The sequence below is a fragment of the Streptomyces sp. AM25 genome, assembly GCF_058146165.1.
In genome coordinates this window covers 40,565-56,523 of the sequence record NZ_JBKIWN010000004.1, presented here as the reverse complement: position 1 = coordinate 56,523, position 15,959 = coordinate 40,565, and the positions used below count along the sequence as shown (strand labels likewise).

At 72.8% G+C, this 15,959-nt stretch carries 17 protein-coding genes; 11 read left to right on the top strand and 6 right to left on the bottom strand.

The genetic code is table 11. The annotated features are described in order from the left end of the window. Positions 1-11: 11 nt before the first annotated feature. Positions 12-1,052 carry a phosphotransferase family protein gene (locus tag ACLHRZ_RS06355; RefSeq protein WP_490417276.1) on the top strand — a complete coding sequence of 347 codons (1,041 nt, stop codon included), beginning with the start codon at positions 12-14 and terminating at the stop codon, positions 1,050-1,052. Positions 1,053-1,055: 3 nt separating this feature from the next. Next, positions 1,056-2,270 (top strand): acyl-CoA dehydrogenase family protein, encoded by a 1,215-nt coding sequence (locus ACLHRZ_RS06350; RefSeq protein ID WP_490417275.1) that lies wholly within the window; start codon positions 1,056-1,058, stop codon positions 2,268-2,270. Positions 2,271-2,315: 45 nt separating this feature from the next. Here the strand turns inward: ACLHRZ_RS06350 and ACLHRZ_RS06345 are convergent, their stop codons facing one another. Next, the gene (locus ACLHRZ_RS06345) at positions 2,316-2,900 is read right to left on the bottom strand and encodes a TetR/AcrR family transcriptional regulator (protein ID WP_490417480.1); all 585 of its coding nucleotides are present in this window, start codon (positions 2,898-2,900) and stop codon (positions 2,316-2,318) included. 8 nt (positions 2,901-2,908) lie between these two features. After that, positions 2,909-3,667, bottom strand: coding sequence for an SDR family NAD(P)-dependent oxidoreductase (locus ACLHRZ_RS06340; RefSeq protein WP_490417274.1), 759 nt, complete (start codon positions 3,665-3,667; stop codon positions 2,909-2,911). A gap of 176 nt (positions 3,668-3,843) precedes the next feature. Between ACLHRZ_RS06340 and ACLHRZ_RS06335 the strand changes: the two genes are divergently transcribed. Both ACLHRZ_RS06335 and ACLHRZ_RS06330 read left to right on the top strand, forming a co-directional pair. Beyond that, on the top strand, positions 3,844-5,178 hold the full coding sequence (locus tag ACLHRZ_RS06335; protein WP_490417273.1) for a serine-threonine protein kinase: 1,335 nt from the start codon (positions 3,844-3,846) through the stop codon (positions 5,176-5,178). Between the two features lie 399 nt (positions 5,179-5,577). Beyond that, complete coding sequence (locus ACLHRZ_RS06330) at positions 5,578-6,189, top strand: hypothetical protein (RefSeq protein WP_490417272.1); 612 nt, start codon at positions 5,578-5,580, stop codon at positions 6,187-6,189. A 68-nt stretch (positions 6,190-6,257) separates the two neighbouring features. Here ACLHRZ_RS06330 and soxR read toward each other — a convergent pair whose 3' ends face one another. Further along, positions 6,258-6,719, bottom strand: coding sequence for a redox-sensitive transcriptional activator SoxR (gene soxR / locus ACLHRZ_RS06325; RefSeq protein WP_490417271.1), 462 nt, complete (start codon positions 6,717-6,719; stop codon positions 6,258-6,260). A gap of 56 nt (positions 6,720-6,775) precedes the next feature. Between soxR and ACLHRZ_RS06320 the strand changes: the two genes are divergently transcribed. Continuing rightward, entirely contained in the window at positions 6,776-7,240 is a 465-nt protein-coding gene (locus tag ACLHRZ_RS06320) for a MaoC family dehydratase (RefSeq protein ID WP_490417270.1), read from the top strand. Here ACLHRZ_RS06320 and ACLHRZ_RS06315 read toward each other — a convergent pair. Then, a complete protein-coding gene (locus ACLHRZ_RS06315) occupies positions 7,225-7,854 on the bottom strand; it encodes a TetR/AcrR family transcriptional regulator (protein ID WP_490417269.1) in 630 nt (209 codons plus the stop codon). The genes ACLHRZ_RS06320 and ACLHRZ_RS06315 overlap by 16 nt on opposite strands. Before the next feature lie 147 nt (positions 7,855-8,001). Here ACLHRZ_RS06315 and ACLHRZ_RS06310 point away from each other — a divergent pair, with 147 nt between their 5' ends. The 3 genes from ACLHRZ_RS06310 to ACLHRZ_RS06300 all read left to right on the top strand — a co-directional run bounded on the left by ACLHRZ_RS06310 (position 8,002) and on the right by ACLHRZ_RS06300 (position 10,921). Further along, complete coding sequence (locus ACLHRZ_RS06310) at positions 8,002-8,550, top strand: DUF2165 domain-containing protein (protein WP_490417268.1); 549 nt, start codon at positions 8,002-8,004, stop codon at positions 8,548-8,550. 74 nt (positions 8,551-8,624) lie between these two features. Beyond that, positions 8,625-9,974: a homogentisate 1,2-dioxygenase gene (gene hmgA, locus ACLHRZ_RS06305; protein ID WP_490417267.1), complete on the top strand. Its 1,350-nt coding sequence runs from the start codon at positions 8,625-8,627 to the stop codon at positions 9,972-9,974. A gap of 197 nt (positions 9,975-10,171) precedes the next feature. Continuing rightward, the gene (locus ACLHRZ_RS06300; RefSeq protein ID WP_490417266.1) at positions 10,172-10,921 is read left to right on the top strand and encodes a GntR family transcriptional regulator; all 750 of its coding nucleotides are present in this window, start codon (positions 10,172-10,174) and stop codon (positions 10,919-10,921) included. A gap of 87 nt (positions 10,922-11,008) precedes the next feature. Here ACLHRZ_RS06300 and ACLHRZ_RS06295 read toward each other — a convergent pair whose 3' ends face one another. Next, a complete protein-coding gene (locus ACLHRZ_RS06295) occupies positions 11,009-11,290 on the bottom strand; it encodes a hypothetical protein (protein ID WP_490417265.1) in 282 nt (93 codons plus the stop codon). A gap of 238 nt (positions 11,291-11,528) precedes the next feature. Here ACLHRZ_RS06295 and ACLHRZ_RS06290 point away from each other — a divergent pair, with 238 nt between their 5' ends. Continuing rightward, positions 11,529-13,118 (top strand): serine/threonine-protein kinase, encoded by a 1,590-nt coding sequence (locus ACLHRZ_RS06290; protein WP_490417264.1) that lies wholly within the window; start codon positions 11,529-11,531, stop codon positions 13,116-13,118. Here ACLHRZ_RS06290 and ACLHRZ_RS06285 read toward each other — a convergent pair. Then, positions 13,104-13,907 carry an SGNH/GDSL hydrolase family protein gene (locus ACLHRZ_RS06285; protein WP_490417263.1) on the bottom strand — a complete coding sequence of 268 codons (804 nt, stop codon included), beginning with the start codon at positions 13,905-13,907 and terminating at the stop codon, positions 13,104-13,106. The genes ACLHRZ_RS06290 and ACLHRZ_RS06285 overlap by 15 nt on opposite strands. A 235-nt stretch (positions 13,908-14,142) precedes the next feature. Here ACLHRZ_RS06285 and ACLHRZ_RS06280 point away from each other — a divergent pair, with 235 nt between their 5' ends. Next, positions 14,143-14,589: a hypothetical protein gene (locus ACLHRZ_RS06280; protein ID WP_490417262.1), complete on the top strand. Its 447-nt coding sequence runs from the start codon at positions 14,143-14,145 to the stop codon at positions 14,587-14,589. A gap of 1 nt (position 14,590) precedes the next feature. Further along, a complete protein-coding gene (locus ACLHRZ_RS06275) occupies positions 14,591-15,685 on the top strand; it encodes a GNAT family N-acetyltransferase (RefSeq protein ID WP_490417261.1) in 1,095 nt (364 codons plus the stop codon). Positions 15,686-15,959: the final 274 nt, after the last annotated feature.

The window sequence follows — 15,959 nt, the reverse complement described above, 5'->3', positions numbered from 1 at the left end:
AGGAGCGAGCGATGAGCAGAGACGGCGTCCCCGGGGCTCCCGGAGTCCCCGGAATCGACCCCGAGCGGATAAGGGCCTGTCTGGACCGCGCACGGCCCGGGCTCGTCCGGGGCCCGCTGTCGGCCGAGCTGATCCAGGGCGGGCGGTCCAACCTCACGTACAGCGTCACCGACGGCACCGGCCGCTGGGCGGTGCGCCGGCCCCCGCTGGGCCATGTGCTCGCCACCGCCCACGACATGGCGCGCGAACACCGGGTGATCAGCGCCCTGCACGGCACCGCCGTGCCCGTGCCGGAGCCGCTGCTGCTGTGCGAGGACGAGGACGTCATCGGGGCGCCCTTCTACGTCATGGAGTTCGTGACGGGCACCCCGTACCGCTCGGCCGCGGAGCTCGCCGCGATCGGGCCCGACCGGACGCGGAAGGTGGTGCTGCAGCTCGCCGACACGCTCGCGGATCTGCACGCCGTCGACCCGGCGGCCGCCGGGCTCGGGGACTTCGGGCGGCCGGAGGGGTTCCTGGAGCGCCAGCTGCGGCGCTGGGAGAAGCAGTTGGAGTCCTCCCGGAGCCGCGAGCTGCCCGGCATCGAGGAACTGCACGCCGGCCTGGCCGAGGCGCTGCCCGACTCCCCGGCGCCCACGGTCGTGCACGGCGACTACCGGCTCGACAACGTGCTCGTCGGGCCCGACGACACCGTACGGGCCGTCCTGGACTGGGAGATGTCCACCCTCGGCGACCCGCTCACCGACCTCGGCCTGCTGGTGATGTACAGCGAGCAGCGGAACGTCCCCGGCTCGCCGCTCGCCACCACGCGCGAGGCGCCCGGCCACCCGGAGACCGCCGAACTCGTCGAGCGCTACGCCGCGTTGTCCGGCCGCGACGTCTCCGCGCTGCCCTGGTACACGGCCTTCGCCTACTTCAAGCTCGCCGTGATCCTGGAGGGCATCCACTACCGCTACACCCTCGGCCGCACGGTCGGCCCCGGCTTCGGGGGCATCGGGGCGCTGGTGCCGCTCTTCGTGGGCAACGGCCTGACCATACTCAAGAAGGGCTGAGCCGTGGACTTCGCCTTCGACGCACGCACCGAGGAACTGCGCGGCAGACTGCTGGCGTTCATGGACGAGCACGTGTACCCGGCGGAAGCCGTGGCCGACGAGCAGCGGGCCGCGCTCGCCTCGCCGTGGCAGACCCCGCCGGTCGTCGAGGAACTCAAGGCGGAGGCGCGGCGGCGGGGGTTGTGGAACCTCTTCTTGCCGGATACGGAGTACGGGGCCGGGCTGACCAACCTCCAGTACGCACCCCTCGCCGAGATCACCGGCCGCAGCCCGCAGCTCGCCCCCACCGCGCTCAACTGCGCCGCCCCCGACACCGGGAACATGGAGCTGCTCGCCCAGTTCGGCACCGACGAGCAGCGCAAGCAGTGGCTGGAGCCGCTGCTCGACGGCCGCATCCGGTCCGCCTTCGCGATGACCGAACCGGAGGTGGCGTCGTCCGACGCCACCAACATCGGGACGCGCATCGAGCGGGACGGCGACGCCTACGTGATCACCGGCCGCAAGTGGTACATCTCCGGGGCGATGAACCCCGACTGCGCGGTCTTCATCGTCATGGGCAAGACGGACCCGGACGCGGAGGACGTGCGCCGGCAGCAGTCGATGGTGCTGGTGCCGCGGGACACCCCCGGCGTCGAAGTGCGCCGCGCCATGCGGGTGTACGGCTACGAGGACCACTACCACGGCGGCCACGCCGAGGTCGTCCTCGACCGGGCCCGGGTGCCGGTGTCGCACCTGGTCGGCGAGGAGGGCGGCGGCTTCGCCATCGCCCAGGCCCGCCTGGGCCCCGGGCGCATCCACCACTGCATGCGGCTGATCGGCATGGCGGAACGCGCGATCGAGCTGATGTGCCGCAGGGCGCTGACCCGGGAGGCGTTCGGCAAGCCGCTGGCCCACCAGGGCGTGGTGCAGGAGTGGATCGCGGACTCCCGGGTGGCCGTGGAGCAGTTGCGGCTGCTGGTGCTCAAGACGGCGTGGCTGATGGACACGGTGGGGAACCGCGGGGCGCACACCGAGATCCAGGCCATCAAGATCGCGACGCCGCGGACGGTGGTGGGGATCATCGACCGGGCCGTGCAGCTGCACGGGGCGGGCGGGGTGAGCCAGGACTTCCCGCTGGCGGAGCTGTGGGCCGCGGCGCGGACGCTGCGGTTGGCGGACGGCCCGGACGAGGTGCACCAACGGTCGCTGGCGCGGAGGGAGTTGCGGAGGTACGCGTAGGGCGGCGTCGGGGCCCGGGGGCAGAGCCCCCGGGCCTCACCACCCCTACGGCCGCAGCGCCCGCAGCAGCAAGTCGGCCAGGTGCGCCGCCACTTCCTCGGCCCCCAGCGGGCCCCCCGGCCGGTACCACGCGCTCAAGTGGTGCACCGACCCGAAGTGGTAGTCCACCACCAGGTCCGCGGGGGTCGCCGCGCTGAAGACCCCCGTGCGCTGCCCCTCCTCGACGAGCGCGCGGAAGCGCTCGTGGTAGCGGCGCCGTTCCGCGCGCACCTGCTTGAGCTTCTCCTGGCCCAGGTGGTGCATCGACCGGAAGAAGATCGTCGTGTCGTCGAGGTTCTCGATCGTCGTCACCACGACGTCCGCCGCCGCTTCCCGCAGCCTCCGCTCCACCGGTGCGTCCGAGCGCGCGAACGCGTCGAGCCGCTCCTGCTGGAGGCGCAGGACGCGCCCGTAGACCTCGTGCAGCAGGTCGTCCTTCGAGCCGAAGTAGTGGTAGAGCGCGCCCTTGGTGACGCCGGCCGCCTCCACGATCTCCTGGACGGAGGTCCGGTCGTAGCCCTGCTCGGCGAACAGCCGGGTGGCGGCGGCCAGGAGGCGCCTGGGGACGGGACGTACGCAGTCGTCCGTCATGGCGGCGTTCACGAAGCCTCCAGCGTGCGCTGCAGCTTGTTCATGCCGGTGAGCCAGCGGTCCGGGTCGGCGGCCCGGCCCGCGTAGTAGGCCGCGGCCTCGGGGTGCGGGAGGATCAGGAAGCGGTCGGCGGCCATCCCCTCGAAGAGGGCGTCGGCCACCTGCTCCGGCTCGACGGCCGTGGGGACCAGCAGCGCCTCGCCGATCGCCCCGGTGGCGCGCAGCATGTCCGTGCGCACGCCCAGCGGGCAGACGGCGTGGACGGCGATGCCCCGGTGGCGGTACGTCGCCGAGAGCCACTCGGCGAAGGCGAACGCGGCGTGCTTGGAGACGCTGTAGGGCGCCGAGCCGAGCATGGTGAGGAGCCCGGCGGCGGAGACGGTGGCGACGAAGCGGCCGTCGCCGCGCTCCAGCCAGTCGGGCAGCAGGGCGCGGGCGGCGCGGACGTGCGCCATGACGTTGACGTCCCACGCGGAGGCCCAGGCGTCCTCGGGCGCCTCGGGGCCGCCGGAGGGGGCGACGCCGGCGTTGGCGCAGTAGATGTCGATCGTGCCGCCGAGCGCCGCGCGGGCGGCCGGCACCACCTCGGAGGCGTCGCCCGGGACGGCGGTCGCGCCGGTCTCCGCGGCGACGGCCGCGGCCTTGTCCGCATCGAGGTCGTTGACCACGACGCGGGCACCCTCGGCCGCGAAGCGCCGGGCGAGCGCGGCTCCGATGCCGCCCCCCGCTCCCGTGACCACAACTCCCGCGTCCCGCACGGCATTCACTGTCGGCCTCCTCGGCTCGGCTGCACCGGCACACCAACCATTCGGTATGTGAGGGTGCTTAGCACACGCGTACCCCTCAGGCCGAGCGAACACATGAACCCGTCACAGAAAGGCTGGACGCACCCCCTTGACGGCAGGACGATGCGCGCACATCTGACCTTCTCCAGGGGGACGCCATGGCGGGCACAGGCGTGCAGCCGTACTGGGAGCTGACCTTCGACGCGGAAGGGGACGTCGATCCCCACGAGCACGAACGACTGGTCCAGGGCGTCCTGGAGCACAATCTCACCGATCTGGTGGTCTTCGCGCACGGCTGGAACAACGACCGCTCGTCGGCCACCGGCCTGTACCGCCATTTCTACGCCCCCTTCCCCGGCCTGCTCGGCCACGCCTCCCACGACGTCCGGTTCGGCTACTGCGGAATCATCTGGCCGTCGATGCGATTCACCGACGAGCCCATCCCCCACTTCCCGCAGCAGGCGTCCGGCGCGGCCGCCGGTCCCGGGCTCCCTCCGGGCACCCGGGAGGCCCTGCTCAAGGTCTTCCCCGGCAGCCGGGCCGCGGTGACCCGGCTGGCCGAACTGGCCGAGGAGCAGCCGGAGGACGCGGCGCGGCTGGAGGAGTTCGTCGCCCTCGTGCGCACCCTGGTCTTCGAGCAGCGGCGCCGGGTCGCGGTGGCGGGCGCCGCGCCCGACGCGTTCGTCCCCGACCTGGAGCCGCCCGCCGCCGAACCGCCGGGCGCGGAGCCGCTGATGCTCACCGAGGACGCGGAGCGGGTGTGCGCCCGGTTCGCCGACGCCCTGGAGCGGACGGGGGCGCGGACGGCCGCCGTGTTCGGCAGCGCGCTGAAGCGGCTGTGGGGCGGGGCCCTCGAGGTGCTGCGCCAGGGCTCGTACTGGGAGATGAAGCGGCGGGCCGGCACGGTCGGCCAGGCCGGGCTGGGCCCGGCGCTCGCGGCGCTCGTGCACACGGCTCCGGGGGTGCGCGTGCACCTCGCGGGGCACAGTTTCGGCGCCCGGCTCGTGTCGTTCGCGCTGCGCGGCCTGCCGGACGGTGCGGGCGCCGTCCGCTCCGTCACTCTGCTCCAAGGCGCCTTCTCGCACTACGTCTTCACGCCCCGGCTGCCCTTCGACCACGGCCGGGCCGGCGTGCTGCACGGGCTGGAGCGCCGGGTCGGCGGGCCGCTGGTGTGCTGCTATTCGCGCCACGACACCGCGCTCGGGGTGTTCTATCCGCTCGCCTCGATGATGGTGGACGACACGGCCTCGCTGTTCGGCCGGGACGACGACCGCTGGGGGGCGCTGGGCCACGACGGCATCCTGTCCGTGACGCCCGTCTCCCGGATCTCCCTGGACCGGGCGCTGGCGGGTGCATTGCCGTCGCACGGCTTCGCCAGCGTCGACACCTCCGCAGTCGTCCGGCACGGGGGCCCGCCGACGGGTGCGCACGGCGACATCTGCCACCCCGAACTGGCCCGTCTCATTCTGGTCGCCGGGGGGATCGTGGGCTGAGCGGAGGGTAGGCCGTGTCCGACGGGTCAGTACGGGCCCCGCGGCGTCTGGTGCTGGGGGCACCTCCTGGGGGCACCCCCAGCGGTAGCTGGGGCAGGTAGCTGGGGGAGGATCGCAAGGCGGAGCATTACCCGCGTACTGGGCGTACTCGGGTGATGCGACAACGCGGCGAGGCGCCGTACCAGACGCCGCGGGGCCCGTGCTGACCCGTCGGACACGGCCGAGGATCCGCCAGGTTCCTGTGTATCTCACATCGCCGCGCGCAACGGGGGTAGCAGAGCGGAGTCGGCCGTGACCGCGGCGGCGGCCGACGGGTCCGAATTTCCGATGGATCCGATTGGCGACGTCTTACGTCCCTTCCATGTCGATCCGAGTCCGCGCTGCCGGAGGTGGGATGCAGTGGCAGGTTTCAGAGCTCTGGCCCGAGAGGTGCGCAATCCACGGAACACGATCGCTCTGCGACGTACCTCTTTGCGCAAGTGTCTCGAGCGTTTCGCCCCGTACGGGCACCGCGCCACCTGGCGCCATCTGTGCACCCGGGCCGGACTGGCCCCCGACGACCGGTCCCCGGACCCGGAGCGGCTCGTCGCGGCGCTGGCCGAGCTCGAGGAGGCCCGTGAGGTCTGGCTGGCCTACGAGGTCGAATTCGCCGTACGGCGCCGGCGCGAGAAGCACGACGGCATCCGCCAGCCCAGCGCCGTGGACGACTGGCACCGCAACACCTGGGGCGGCTGCGACATCGTGCCGTGCGCGTCCCCCGACGTGCAGCCGGCCGCGAGCCTCGCGGAGGTGCTGCGCCGGGTGATCCGGGCCATGGAGTCCGCACCGGGCATCGCCTGCCCGGTCTGCGCGCAGGAGCGCATCGAATGGCGCTCCGACCTGGAGCGCTACCCGCTGCAGGGACCCGTCTGCACCGACTGCGGCATCGTCGTGCCGGAGTCCGTGCTCACCACCGCCGCCCTGTCGGCGGCCCGCCGCTACGCCCTGGCCGGACGGTACGCGGCGGTGTGAGAAGAGAGCGCCGGGGGCTTGCGGGCGTTCCGCCGAGGCTCCCCGGCGCGCAGTGCCGGCCCGTGTCCTCAGGAACCCGGTTCGCTGTAGAGCCGCGAGCCGGTGACGAGGCCGCCGAAGCGGTCGTCCGGGTTGGAGAGGGCGCACTTGTCGAGCGAGAGGCAGCCGCAGCCGATGCACTGGTCGAGGCTGTCGCGCAGCCGGCCGAGCTGCTCGATCCGCCGGTCCAGCTCCGCGCGCCAGCTCTCCGAGAGCCGTGCCCAGTCCGCGCGGTTGGGGGTGCGCTCGTCGGGCAGCCCGGCCAGCGCCTCGCGGATCGTGGCGAGCGGGATGCCGACGCGCTGGGCGGCCCGTATGAAGGCGACCCGGCGCAGCGCGTCGCGGTCGTAGCGGCGCTGGTTGCCGGAGGTCCTGCGGCTGCTGATGAGGCCCTTGGACTCGTAGAAGTGCAGTGCGGACACTGCCGCCCCGCTGCGGGCGGAGAGCTGGCCCACGGTGAGTTCCTGGACCTTCTGGGGGATCTGCGGCACGTGCCGACTGTACGCTCTCGGGCGATGTGCCCAGGCGAGCAGGAGGCGACACGGACATGACCGAGCCCCGGATCTTCACTTCGCCCGAGGCCCTGCGGGCCGCCGTCGGCGAGGAGCTCGGCCCGAGCGGCTGGCTGGAGGTGGACCAGCGGCGGATCGACCTCTTCGCGGAGGCGACCGGGGACCACCAGTGGATCCACGTGGACCCCGCGCGGGCGGCCGCCGGCCCGTTCGGCACCACGATCGCGCACGGCTATCTGACACTGTCGCTGCTGCCGTCGTTCGTGCCGATGCTGCTGCGGGTGGAGAACGTCCGGATGGGCATCAACTACGGCGTGAACAAGGTCCGTTTCCCCGCCCCCGTCCCGGTGGGCTCGCGGCTGCGGGCGCGGGCCCGGCTCGCGGAGGTGACGGAGACCGAGGGCGGAGTGCAGCTGACGGCCGTGGTGACCGTCGAGCGCGAGGGCGGCGGGAAGCCGGTGTGCGTGGCGGAGTCGGTCAGCCGCTATCTCTGGGCGTAGCCGACCATGCGCAGGGCGAGGCCGGCGTAGAGCTCGCCCACCTCGCCGGGGGTGTGCTTGCCGTCCTCGCGGAACCAGCGGGCCACGTCGATGCACAGGGAGAGCACGGCGCGGGTGGTGCCGCGGACGTCCGGGACGTCGAACTCCCCCGCCGCGACGCCGTCCTCGACGATCGAGCGGACCGCGGCGTCGGTCTCCCGGCGCAGGGCGGTGATCTCGGCGTGGTGCTCCTCGCCGAGCGCGCCGAGCTCGTACTGCACGACGCGTGCGGTGGTGTGGTGCTCGGCGTGCCAGCGCACGAAGGCCTGCACGGCGGCGGACAGCCGGCCGGCCGGGTCTCCCCCGCCGTCGCGGGCCCGGCTCACGATGTCGAGGGCGAGGCGGTGGCCGATGCCGCTGATGCGGTAGAGGAGTTCTTCCTTGGTGCGGTAGTGGATGTAGAGCGCGGCGGGGCTCATGCCGGCGCGGCCGGCGATGTCCCGGGTGGTGGTGGCGTGGTAGCCGCGCTCGGCGAAGGCCTGTACGGCGGCGGTCAGCAGCCGCCGGGCGGCGTCGGGGGTGACGTCCGCCCACTCCTCGGACCGGCCCGCGTCCCGCTGCGTCCGCTCGTCCATCCCGCGCCCTGCCCTCCCGGCCCGTCGCGGGCCCTCCGCCGACAGAACGACCACCATACCGCCGAAGGTGAGCAAGCGCTTAGGGGGAGTGGCGGACCGATCCCCCGGGCAGCATTCCCGCAGGTCCGGAGCACAGGAGGTCCTCGCATGCCCGACAAACAACCCGGCGCCCTGCCCGTGGCGGCCGCCGCGCTGACCGCGACGGTGGCGCTCTACACATCTCTCGTCGTCTTCGGCAACATCACCGACTTCGACACCAACCGGCAGTTCGTGCGGCACGTGCTGGCGATGGACACCACGTTCCAGGACAAGGCCCTGATGTGGCGGGCGATCACGAACCATGTGCTGCAGGACATCGCGTACGTCGCCGTGATCGTCTGGGAGGCGGTGACGGCCCTGGCGCTCCTCCGGGCGACGGAGCTGTGGGCCAGGGCACTGCGGCGTGCGCGGCGCGGGGGCACGGCGGAGTACGGTGCGGCGCGCCGGGCGAGCACCCTGGGGCTGCTGCTGCTGATGCTGCTGTTCGGGGCGGGGTTCATCGCCATCGGCGGCGAGTGGTTCGCCATGTGGCAGTCGGCGAAGTGGAACGGGCTGACGGCGGCCGCGCGGAACTTCTTCGTGGCCGGATTCGTGCTGGTCCTGGTGCAGCTGCCGTCGCCGCAGTGGGGAGGGAAGCGGGCCGCCGAACGCGTCTGATCCGATCCATTGACTCGCACCGCCGCGAATCCTACGGTCATGCATAGGAATCCTCGGCGGGTGGGAGTCGTGCCATGACCAGTACGGGCAGCGAGCAGGTACGCAAGACGGCGGAGGGGCTGGAGTACCTGTCCGGCTTCGGCAACGAGCACAGCAGCGAGGCCGTTCCGGGGGCCCTTCCGCACGGGCGCAACTCGCCGCAGCGCGCTCCTCTCGGGCTGTACGCGGAGCAGCTGAGCGGCACCGCCTTCACCGAGCCCCGGCACAGCAACCGCAGGTCGTGGCTGTACCGCATCCGCCCCTCGGCGGCGCACCCGGCGTTCGCACGCATCGGCAACGGGGCGCTGGGCAGCGCCCCGTTCGCGGACGGCCCGGCCGACCCCAACCGGCTGCGCTGGAACCCGCTGCCCGAGCCCGCCGGGGGCACGGACTTCCTGGCCGGCCTGTGGACCCTGGGCGGCAACGGCGACGCCGCCCAGCGCTCGGGCATGGCCGTGCACCTGTACGCCGCCAACACCTCCATGGCCGGGCGGGTGTTCAGCGACTCCGACGGCGAGCTGCTGATCGTGCCCGAGCGCGGCGGGCTGCTGCTGCGCACCGAGTTCGGGCTGCTGCGCGCCGAGCCGGGGCACGTGGCGCTGATACCGCGCGGGGTGCGCTTCCGGGTGGAACTGCTGGAGGCGGTGTCAGATGGCGGGCAGAGCCCGACGGCCCGCGGCTACGTCTGCGAGAACTACGGTCAGCCCTTCGTCCTGCCCGAACTGGGGCCGATCGGCGCCAACGGGCTGGCCAACGCGCGGGACTTCCTCGCCCCGGTCGCCGCCTACGAGGATGTCGAGGGACCGGTCGAGGTGGTCACCAAGTACTGCGGCAACCTCTGGTCGGCCACGTACGACCACTCGCCGCTGGACGTCGTCGCCTGGCACGGCAATCTGGTCCCGTACGTCTACGACCTGCGCCGTTTCAATGTCATCGGCTCGATCAGCTACGACCACCCCGACCCGTCGGTCTTCACCGTGCTGACCTCGCCGTCGGACACCCCGGGGCTGGCCGGCGTCGACTTCGTGGTCTTCGCGCCGCGCTGGCTGGTCGGCGAGGACACCTTCCGGCCGCCGTACTTCCACCGGAACGTGATGAGCGAATACATGGGCCTGATCGAGGGCGCCTATGACGCGAAGGCCGAAGGCTTCGTGCCCGGCGGCGGCTCGCTGCACAACATGATGTCGGCGCACGGCCCGGACCGGGACACCTTCGAGAAGGCGAGCGCGGCCGAGCTGCGGCCGCAGAAGCTGGACGACGGGCTGGCCTTCATGTTCGAGACCCGCTGGCCGGTGACGCTGACCGCGCAGGCGGCGCAGGCGGGTCACCTTCAGCGGGACTACGACGGTGTGTGGCAGGGTCTGGAGCGTCACTTCCGGGCCTAGAGCCACGACGCGCCCGCACCGGGCGCCCCGTCAGGGGCGCGGGGAACTGCGCGACCAGCCACGGCCGGCCCGCATCCGACGCGCCACCCCAGGGGTCCGGGGCGGAGCCCCGGGATCTCGACTGCAGGCGCATCGTGGCTGAGCGCGCAGTTCCCCGCGCCCCTGACGGGGCGCATGACCCCATAGGATCCCTCGCCGTGAGCACCTTCGCCCCCGACTCCCTCACGCTCAACCGCAAGCTGCCGCTGTGGTACCAGGTGTCGCAGTCGCTGCGCGCCTCGATACTCGGCCGCCGGCCCGAGGACCCGCTGCGGCTGCCCACCGAGGACGCCCTCGCCGCGCACTACGGCGTCAGCGTCCTCACCATGCGGCAGGCGCTCAAGGAGCTGGAGGCGGAGGGGCTCATCACCCGGCACCGGCGGCGCGGCACCTTCATCGAGCCGAGCGCGCGCAGCGGTGCGCCCGTGCGGCTGCTGGGGTCGGTGGACGCGATCGTCGCCCAGCAGTCCGGGGAGCGCACGGAGGTGCTGAGCCACGGGCCGGTCGCGGTGCCGGGCGCGCTGGCCGAGTACTTCCCCGGCCTGCCCGAGGCGGTGCACTACCGGCGGCTGCGCTGCGACGAGACGACCGGCGAGCCGGTGAACTGGGCGGAGAACTTCGTCCGCCCCGAACTGGCCGGGCGCATCGGCCCCGCGGACCTGGAGCGCTGGCCGATGACCAAGGTGCTGCGGGACGTGGCGGGCGTGCGCATCGGCCGGATCACCGACACGGTGCAGGCGCGGCTGGCGGACCCGGAGACGGCGCGGCTGCTCCAGGTGCCGCTGCTCAGCCCGATCCTGCACTACACGGGCGTCACGAGGGACGAGAGCGGCCGGGTGGTCGACGTCGCCCTGATCCGCTACCGCGGGGACCGGTTCTCCTTCAGCGTCACCGTCGAGGCGCAGTAGCGACGACGGTCGCGTGGGCGGGTGTGCCGGAGGATCCGGCCGACCCCGGGGAAAGGGCAGGCCGTGCCGTACGGGCCGGGGCCGGGCTCAGGCGGTGTGGCTGCTGCGGCTGCCGAAGAGCGAGCGCCGCAGCCGGCGCAGCGGGGCCAGCAGGGAGACCCGGGCGGTACGGCCCCGGCTCTTCGCGGCACGGGCGTGATCACGTGACGTGATCTCGCGCATCAGCACGGTCGCACCCTCGACCTCCCGCTGCGGCAGGGCGGGACCGCCCAGTACCGCGAGATGACGGTCGAGGCGCGCACTGGACGCACTGCTCCCGTAGCTGATCGCAGGCACACGCGGCCTGCTGCGCATTGCTATCTGGTCCATTGAGACTCCCCACCCGTACGAGGCACCCGGCCAAGGCAGAGTAACCCTATCGCCCCATCGCGTCACCCGCGCATCGGCGGGGTGGATTCACCACCCCGTCAAGGGCGTTGACGTACCTGGCGTGAACCTGACGCAACGGACGGCGAGTTGGCCGGTACGAACAGAAACCGGAGAGGAGGCAATCACGCTCCGTTGCGGTACATTCACCCCGAATTGCTCTCTCGGCGGAGGGACGCACATGAGCGGGGAACCGGGTGCCGGGCGGCTTCTGGCGGGCCGTTACCGGCTGCTGGACGGACTCGGACAGGGCGGGATGGGGACGGTCTGGCGGGCGCGGGACGAGGTCCTGGACCGCGACGTGGCCGTCAAGGAGGTCCGGGCGCCGGACGGAATGCCTGGTGAGGAGGTACGCACCCTCTACGTCCGGCTGGAGCGGGAGGGGCGCGCGGCGGCCCGCGTGGCACACCGCAACGTCGTCGGCGTGCACGACGTGATCACCGAGGACGGCCGGCCCTGGATCGTCATGGAGCTGGTGCGCGGGCTCTCGCTCGCACAGATCCTGGACATGGAGGGCCCGCTCACGCCCGCGCGCACCGCGCACATCGGCGCAGAGGTGCTCGCCGCGCTCCGGGCGGCGCACGCCGTGGGCGTGCTGCACCGGGACGTAAAACCGGGAAACGTACTCGTCTCCAACGACGGGCGTGTCGTCCTCACCGACTTCGGCATCGCGACGGTCGCCGGCACCTCCACGCTGACGTCGGCCGGACAGCTCCTCGGCTCGCCGGAGTTCCTGGCCCCCGAGCGCGCGCTGGGCGGCCCGCCGGGAGCGGAGTCGGACCTGTGGTCGCTGGGGGTGACGCTGTACGCGGCGGTGGAGGGCTACTCGCCGTTCCGTCAGGACACCGCGCTGAGCACGCTGCGCGCCGTGGTGGACCAGGAGCTGCCGCCGCCGCGCCGGGCCGGCGGGCTCGCGCCCGTCCTGGAGGGCCTGCTGCGCAAGGACCCGCAGCTGCGCATGGGGGCCGAGGAGGCGACGCACCTGCTGCGGACCGCGGCCGCGGGCGGTGCGCCGCGCGCGGTGCCGGCCGCCTACGCCCCGACGGTGGCCGCGCCGCCCCCGGAGCCCCCGCAGGAACCCGGGCCGGCCACCACGGCCGCCGTTCCGGAGCAGCCGCGCCGGGGGCGGGCGGCGCTGATCGTGGCCGGCGTGCTCGTCGCGGCACTCGCGGTGGGCGGGCTGGTGTGGGCGCTGGCGGACCGCGGAAGTTCGGAGAACAAGGGCAGCACCTCCTCGTCGGGCAGCTCGGCGCCGGCCGACGACGGGAAGAAGGCGACGCCGTCGGGCGGCACCCCGGAGACGGGCGGGGAGTCCGCCGCCCCCGGCGGCCCCGCCTCCGTCGACGTCACCCTCACCGCGGTGCGCGACCACTACAACGGACCCTGCCCGCCGCCGGACGCCGCCGCCCCCTCCTTCACCGCGGCCCTCACGGTGACCCACGCCCCGGCGGACGTGGTCTACCGCTGGGTGACGAACAGCGGGTACGGCGACTGGCAGACCGTCAGGTTCACGGACACCCGGCCCCGGATCGTGCAGCACGCGGAGACGGGCACGGACTCGGGCAGGGGCTGGGTCGCCGTCGAGGTGAAGAGCCCGCGGACGACGACGTCCCACCACATCCCCTTCACGCTGACGTGCCGGGCGACGCCGCCGAGCAGCCCCCCGGCGTCCGGTACGCCCTCGGGGTCGTCGGGCCCGACGAGTTCGGCGTCCCCCTCACCGGGCCCGGCGACCGCTTACCACGGCGCGTACGGATCAGGCGACCGATGAGAACACCGGCAGGTATCCGCCGGACTGCCCGTCGGCGGTGGGGTGGTAGGACTCGTCGACGGGGAAGGTCAGGCTGTTGAGCCAGGGGTTGTCGGAGCAGATCTCGTGCCCGGCGAAGGCGGAGTTGACGTCGCCGTAGGCGAAGCCGTGGTCGGCGGCGTGCTTGGCGATGACGGAGTCGAGGAAGTCGGCCGCGTCGTTGATGGCCGACCTCTTGGTGTCGCTCAGCCCGACGCAGTCACCTCCGGTTCTGTAGAAGCGGGGGTAGCCGAGGACGACCACGTGCGCCGCGGGGGCCTTGGCGCTGATCGCGGAGTAGACGCTGTCGAGCTGTGCGGGCAGCTGGTTCTGGACATATGTGCGGGCCTGGTCGATCCGGTCCAGGCAGGAGCTGTCGGAGCCCAGCACACAGCTGGACATGACGTCCGAGAAGCCCGCGTCGTTGCCGCCGATCGTGATGCTGACGAGCCCGGTGGAGGTGGAGAGCGGGCCCAGCTGACCACTGAGGACGTCACCCGTCCGGGCTCCCGAACAGGCGGTGAAGGCGAAGTCCGCGGGGGAGTTCGCGGCGGCCCAGAGCGCGGGGTAGGCCTTGGTGCTGCGCTTGCAGTCGCCGCTGCCGGAGTCGTAGTCGCCCGCTCCGACGCCGGACGAATACGAGTCACCGAGGGCCACGTAGGCGGGAGTTGCGTCCTGCCCCGCAGCGTGTGCGGTGCCGGCCCCGCCGAGGGCGAGGGCGGCGGTCAGGGCCAGGGCGGTGAGGGCGCCCTGGAGCCGGGACGGATTCATGGAACCTCCTCTACCAGGCTTTTCTCCTACCTCGGTGGTAGCAGCGACCTGGTGTCGCTGGAAGTGTCCATGCCAAAAGTAATCCTTGATCTCTCCCCCGGGAGGCAGGCGTTTAACGGGAGTTGACGGTTCGGTGTCCGGAAGCCGCTTACGTGGTCTTCACACCTTGACGGGCCTCCGGCGACTGCGCGACATTGAAGCCCGGCATCCGGCGCTTCGGGGGGCAAAGTCGCCAATGCAGAGCTTCACGGAACTCCACGGTCCCGCCGAACCGGCAGAATCCGGCGGCACGGACGAGCGCACCGGGAGGAGGCCGCCGCTCGGGGACTCCCTCCCCGTGGTCGCGGGGGCCGCCGCGGCCATCGCGGGAGCGGGCTGGGCCCTGGCCCTCGCCGACATCGGCTCGCCGCTGCGCGCACCCTTCACCCTGTTCTTCCTGATCGTGGCGCCGGCGTGCGCCGTGGGGGCCGCGCTGCACGACCTCGACCCGCTGAGCCGGTCGGTGGTGGCCGCCGGCGGGGCCGTCGCCGTGGACCTGCTGGTCGCGCAGACCATGCTCGCGCTGCACGCCTGGACCGTGCGGGGCGGTGTCGCCGCGGTCGCGGCCGTCAGCCTCCTCGTGTTCCTGCTGGCCCACGTGCGGCGCCACCGGAGCCGCTCGGCGAGAAGTCGGGCTTCCTGACGTGGACATCAGCGTGTACCGGCCCGGTGATCTCACGGCGGCCGACCGAGCTGCGTGGTCCGCCCTGCAGTCGCAGGCGGTCGAGGACGGCTCCCCGCAGCTCGCGAATCCTTTCCTCGCACCCGAGTTCGCCCTCGCGGTGGGGCGCACCCGGCACGGCACCCGCATCGCGGCCGTGCGGGAGGACGGCGAACCGGTGGCGTACTTCCCCTTCCAGCGCTCGCGGCTGGGCGTGGGCCGGGCCGTGGGGCTGGGCGTGTCGGACGCCCAGGGGCTGGTGCACCGGCCGGGCTTCCAGTGGGACAGCCGTGAACTGCTGCACGCCTGCGGGCTGTCGCTGTGGGAGTTCGACCACCTGGTGGAGGGCCAGAAGCCGTTCGAGGTCGCGGCCTCCGGCTCCTTCGCCTCCCCCGTCATCGACGTCGACCAGGGCTTCGCCCACTATCTGCAGGCGCTGCGCAAGCAGTCGCCGAAGTTCACCCGCACCACCCTGGCCAAGGAACGCCGGCTCGGCCGGGACGTGGGCGAGGTGCGCTACGTGCACGACGAGCGCGATCCGGCCGTTCTGCGCGTCCTGACGGGCTGGAAGTCGGCGCAGTACCGAAGAACGGGACGCAGCGACCGCTTCGCCCGGCCCTGGATATCCCACCTCGTCGAGCAGCTCTTCCACACCCGCACGGCGTCCTTCTCCGGGCTGCTGTCCGTGCTCTACGCGGGTGGCCGGCCGGTCGCCGCGCACTTCGGGCTGCGCACGCCGACGGTGCTGGCCTGCTGGTTCCCCGCGTACGACCCGCGGTTCGCCCGGTACTCGCCGGGGCTGGTGCTGCACCTGCGGATGGCCGAGGGGGCGGCCGCCGCGGGAACGGCCTATCTGGACCTGGGCCGGGGCGGCAAGGCGTACAAGGACTCCCTGAAGACCCGTGAACTCTGCGTCTCCGAGGGCTGGGTGACGAGGCGTCATCCCGTCGCCCTGGGCTACCGGGCACGCCGCGCGCCGGTGCGTGCGCTGCGCAACACCGTGCTCGCGCGGCCCGGGCTCTTCGACCCCGCCGACCGACTGCTCAAGCGCGTGGGGCGCATCCGCGAGGGCGGCTGAACCCCCTCGGGTGCCCTGTTCCACGCCCAACTGCCCGTGCAACCATGGGTGGTTGCATCGGGCATAAACACACCAAAGGAGGAGTCTCCGCCTCAGCTCTTGCCATTCAGTCTCAAGCTTCAATACCGTCGTACATCTACCCGCATCGGCCCATCATGTCCAAGCGGCTCGGGGAGGGCTCACAGCGTCGCCATGATGTCCGGCGCGGGGCGCGGCAGGGGGTGCCGCGCTCGGCCGTCAGCACTGCCGAGTCGCGTGCCGCGCGGCCGTAACA

Bases quoted from the DNA above. Each gene is read 5' to 3' on its own strand.
- ACLHRZ_RS06355 (WP_490417276.1), top strand. From the start codon at position 12: ATGAGCAGAGACGGCGTCCCCGGGGCTCCCGGAGTCCCCGGAATCGAC.
- ACLHRZ_RS06345 (WP_490417480.1), bottom strand. From the start codon at position 2,900: ATGACGGACGACTGCGTACGTCCCGTCCCCAGGCGCCTCCTGGCCGCC.
- ACLHRZ_RS06335 (WP_490417273.1), top strand. From the start codon at position 3,844: ATGGCGGGCACAGGCGTGCAGCCGTACTGGGAGCTGACCTTCGACGCG.
- ACLHRZ_RS06320 (WP_490417270.1), top strand. From the start codon at position 6,776: ATGACCGAGCCCCGGATCTTCACTTCGCCCGAGGCCCTGCGGGCCGCC.
- ACLHRZ_RS06315 (WP_490417269.1), bottom strand. From the start codon at position 7,854: ATGGACGAGCGGACGCAGCGGGACGCGGGCCGGTCCGAGGAGTGGGCG.
- ACLHRZ_RS06310 (WP_490417268.1), top strand. From the start codon at position 8,002: ATGCCCGACAAACAACCCGGCGCCCTGCCCGTGGCGGCCGCCGCGCTG.
- hmgA (WP_490417267.1), top strand. From the start codon at position 8,625: ATGACCAGTACGGGCAGCGAGCAGGTACGCAAGACGGCGGAGGGGCTG.
- ACLHRZ_RS06295 (WP_490417265.1), bottom strand. From the start codon at position 11,290: ATGGACCAGATAGCAATGCGCAGCAGGCCGCGTGTGCCTGCGATCAGC.
- ACLHRZ_RS06290 (WP_490417264.1), top strand. From the start codon at position 11,529: ATGAGCGGGGAACCGGGTGCCGGGCGGCTTCTGGCGGGCCGTTACCGG.
- ACLHRZ_RS06285 (WP_490417263.1), bottom strand. From the start codon at position 13,907: ATGAATCCGTCCCGGCTCCAGGGCGCCCTCACCGCCCTGGCCCTGACC.
- ACLHRZ_RS06280 (WP_490417262.1), top strand. From the start codon at position 14,143: ATGCAGAGCTTCACGGAACTCCACGGTCCCGCCGAACCGGCAGAATCC.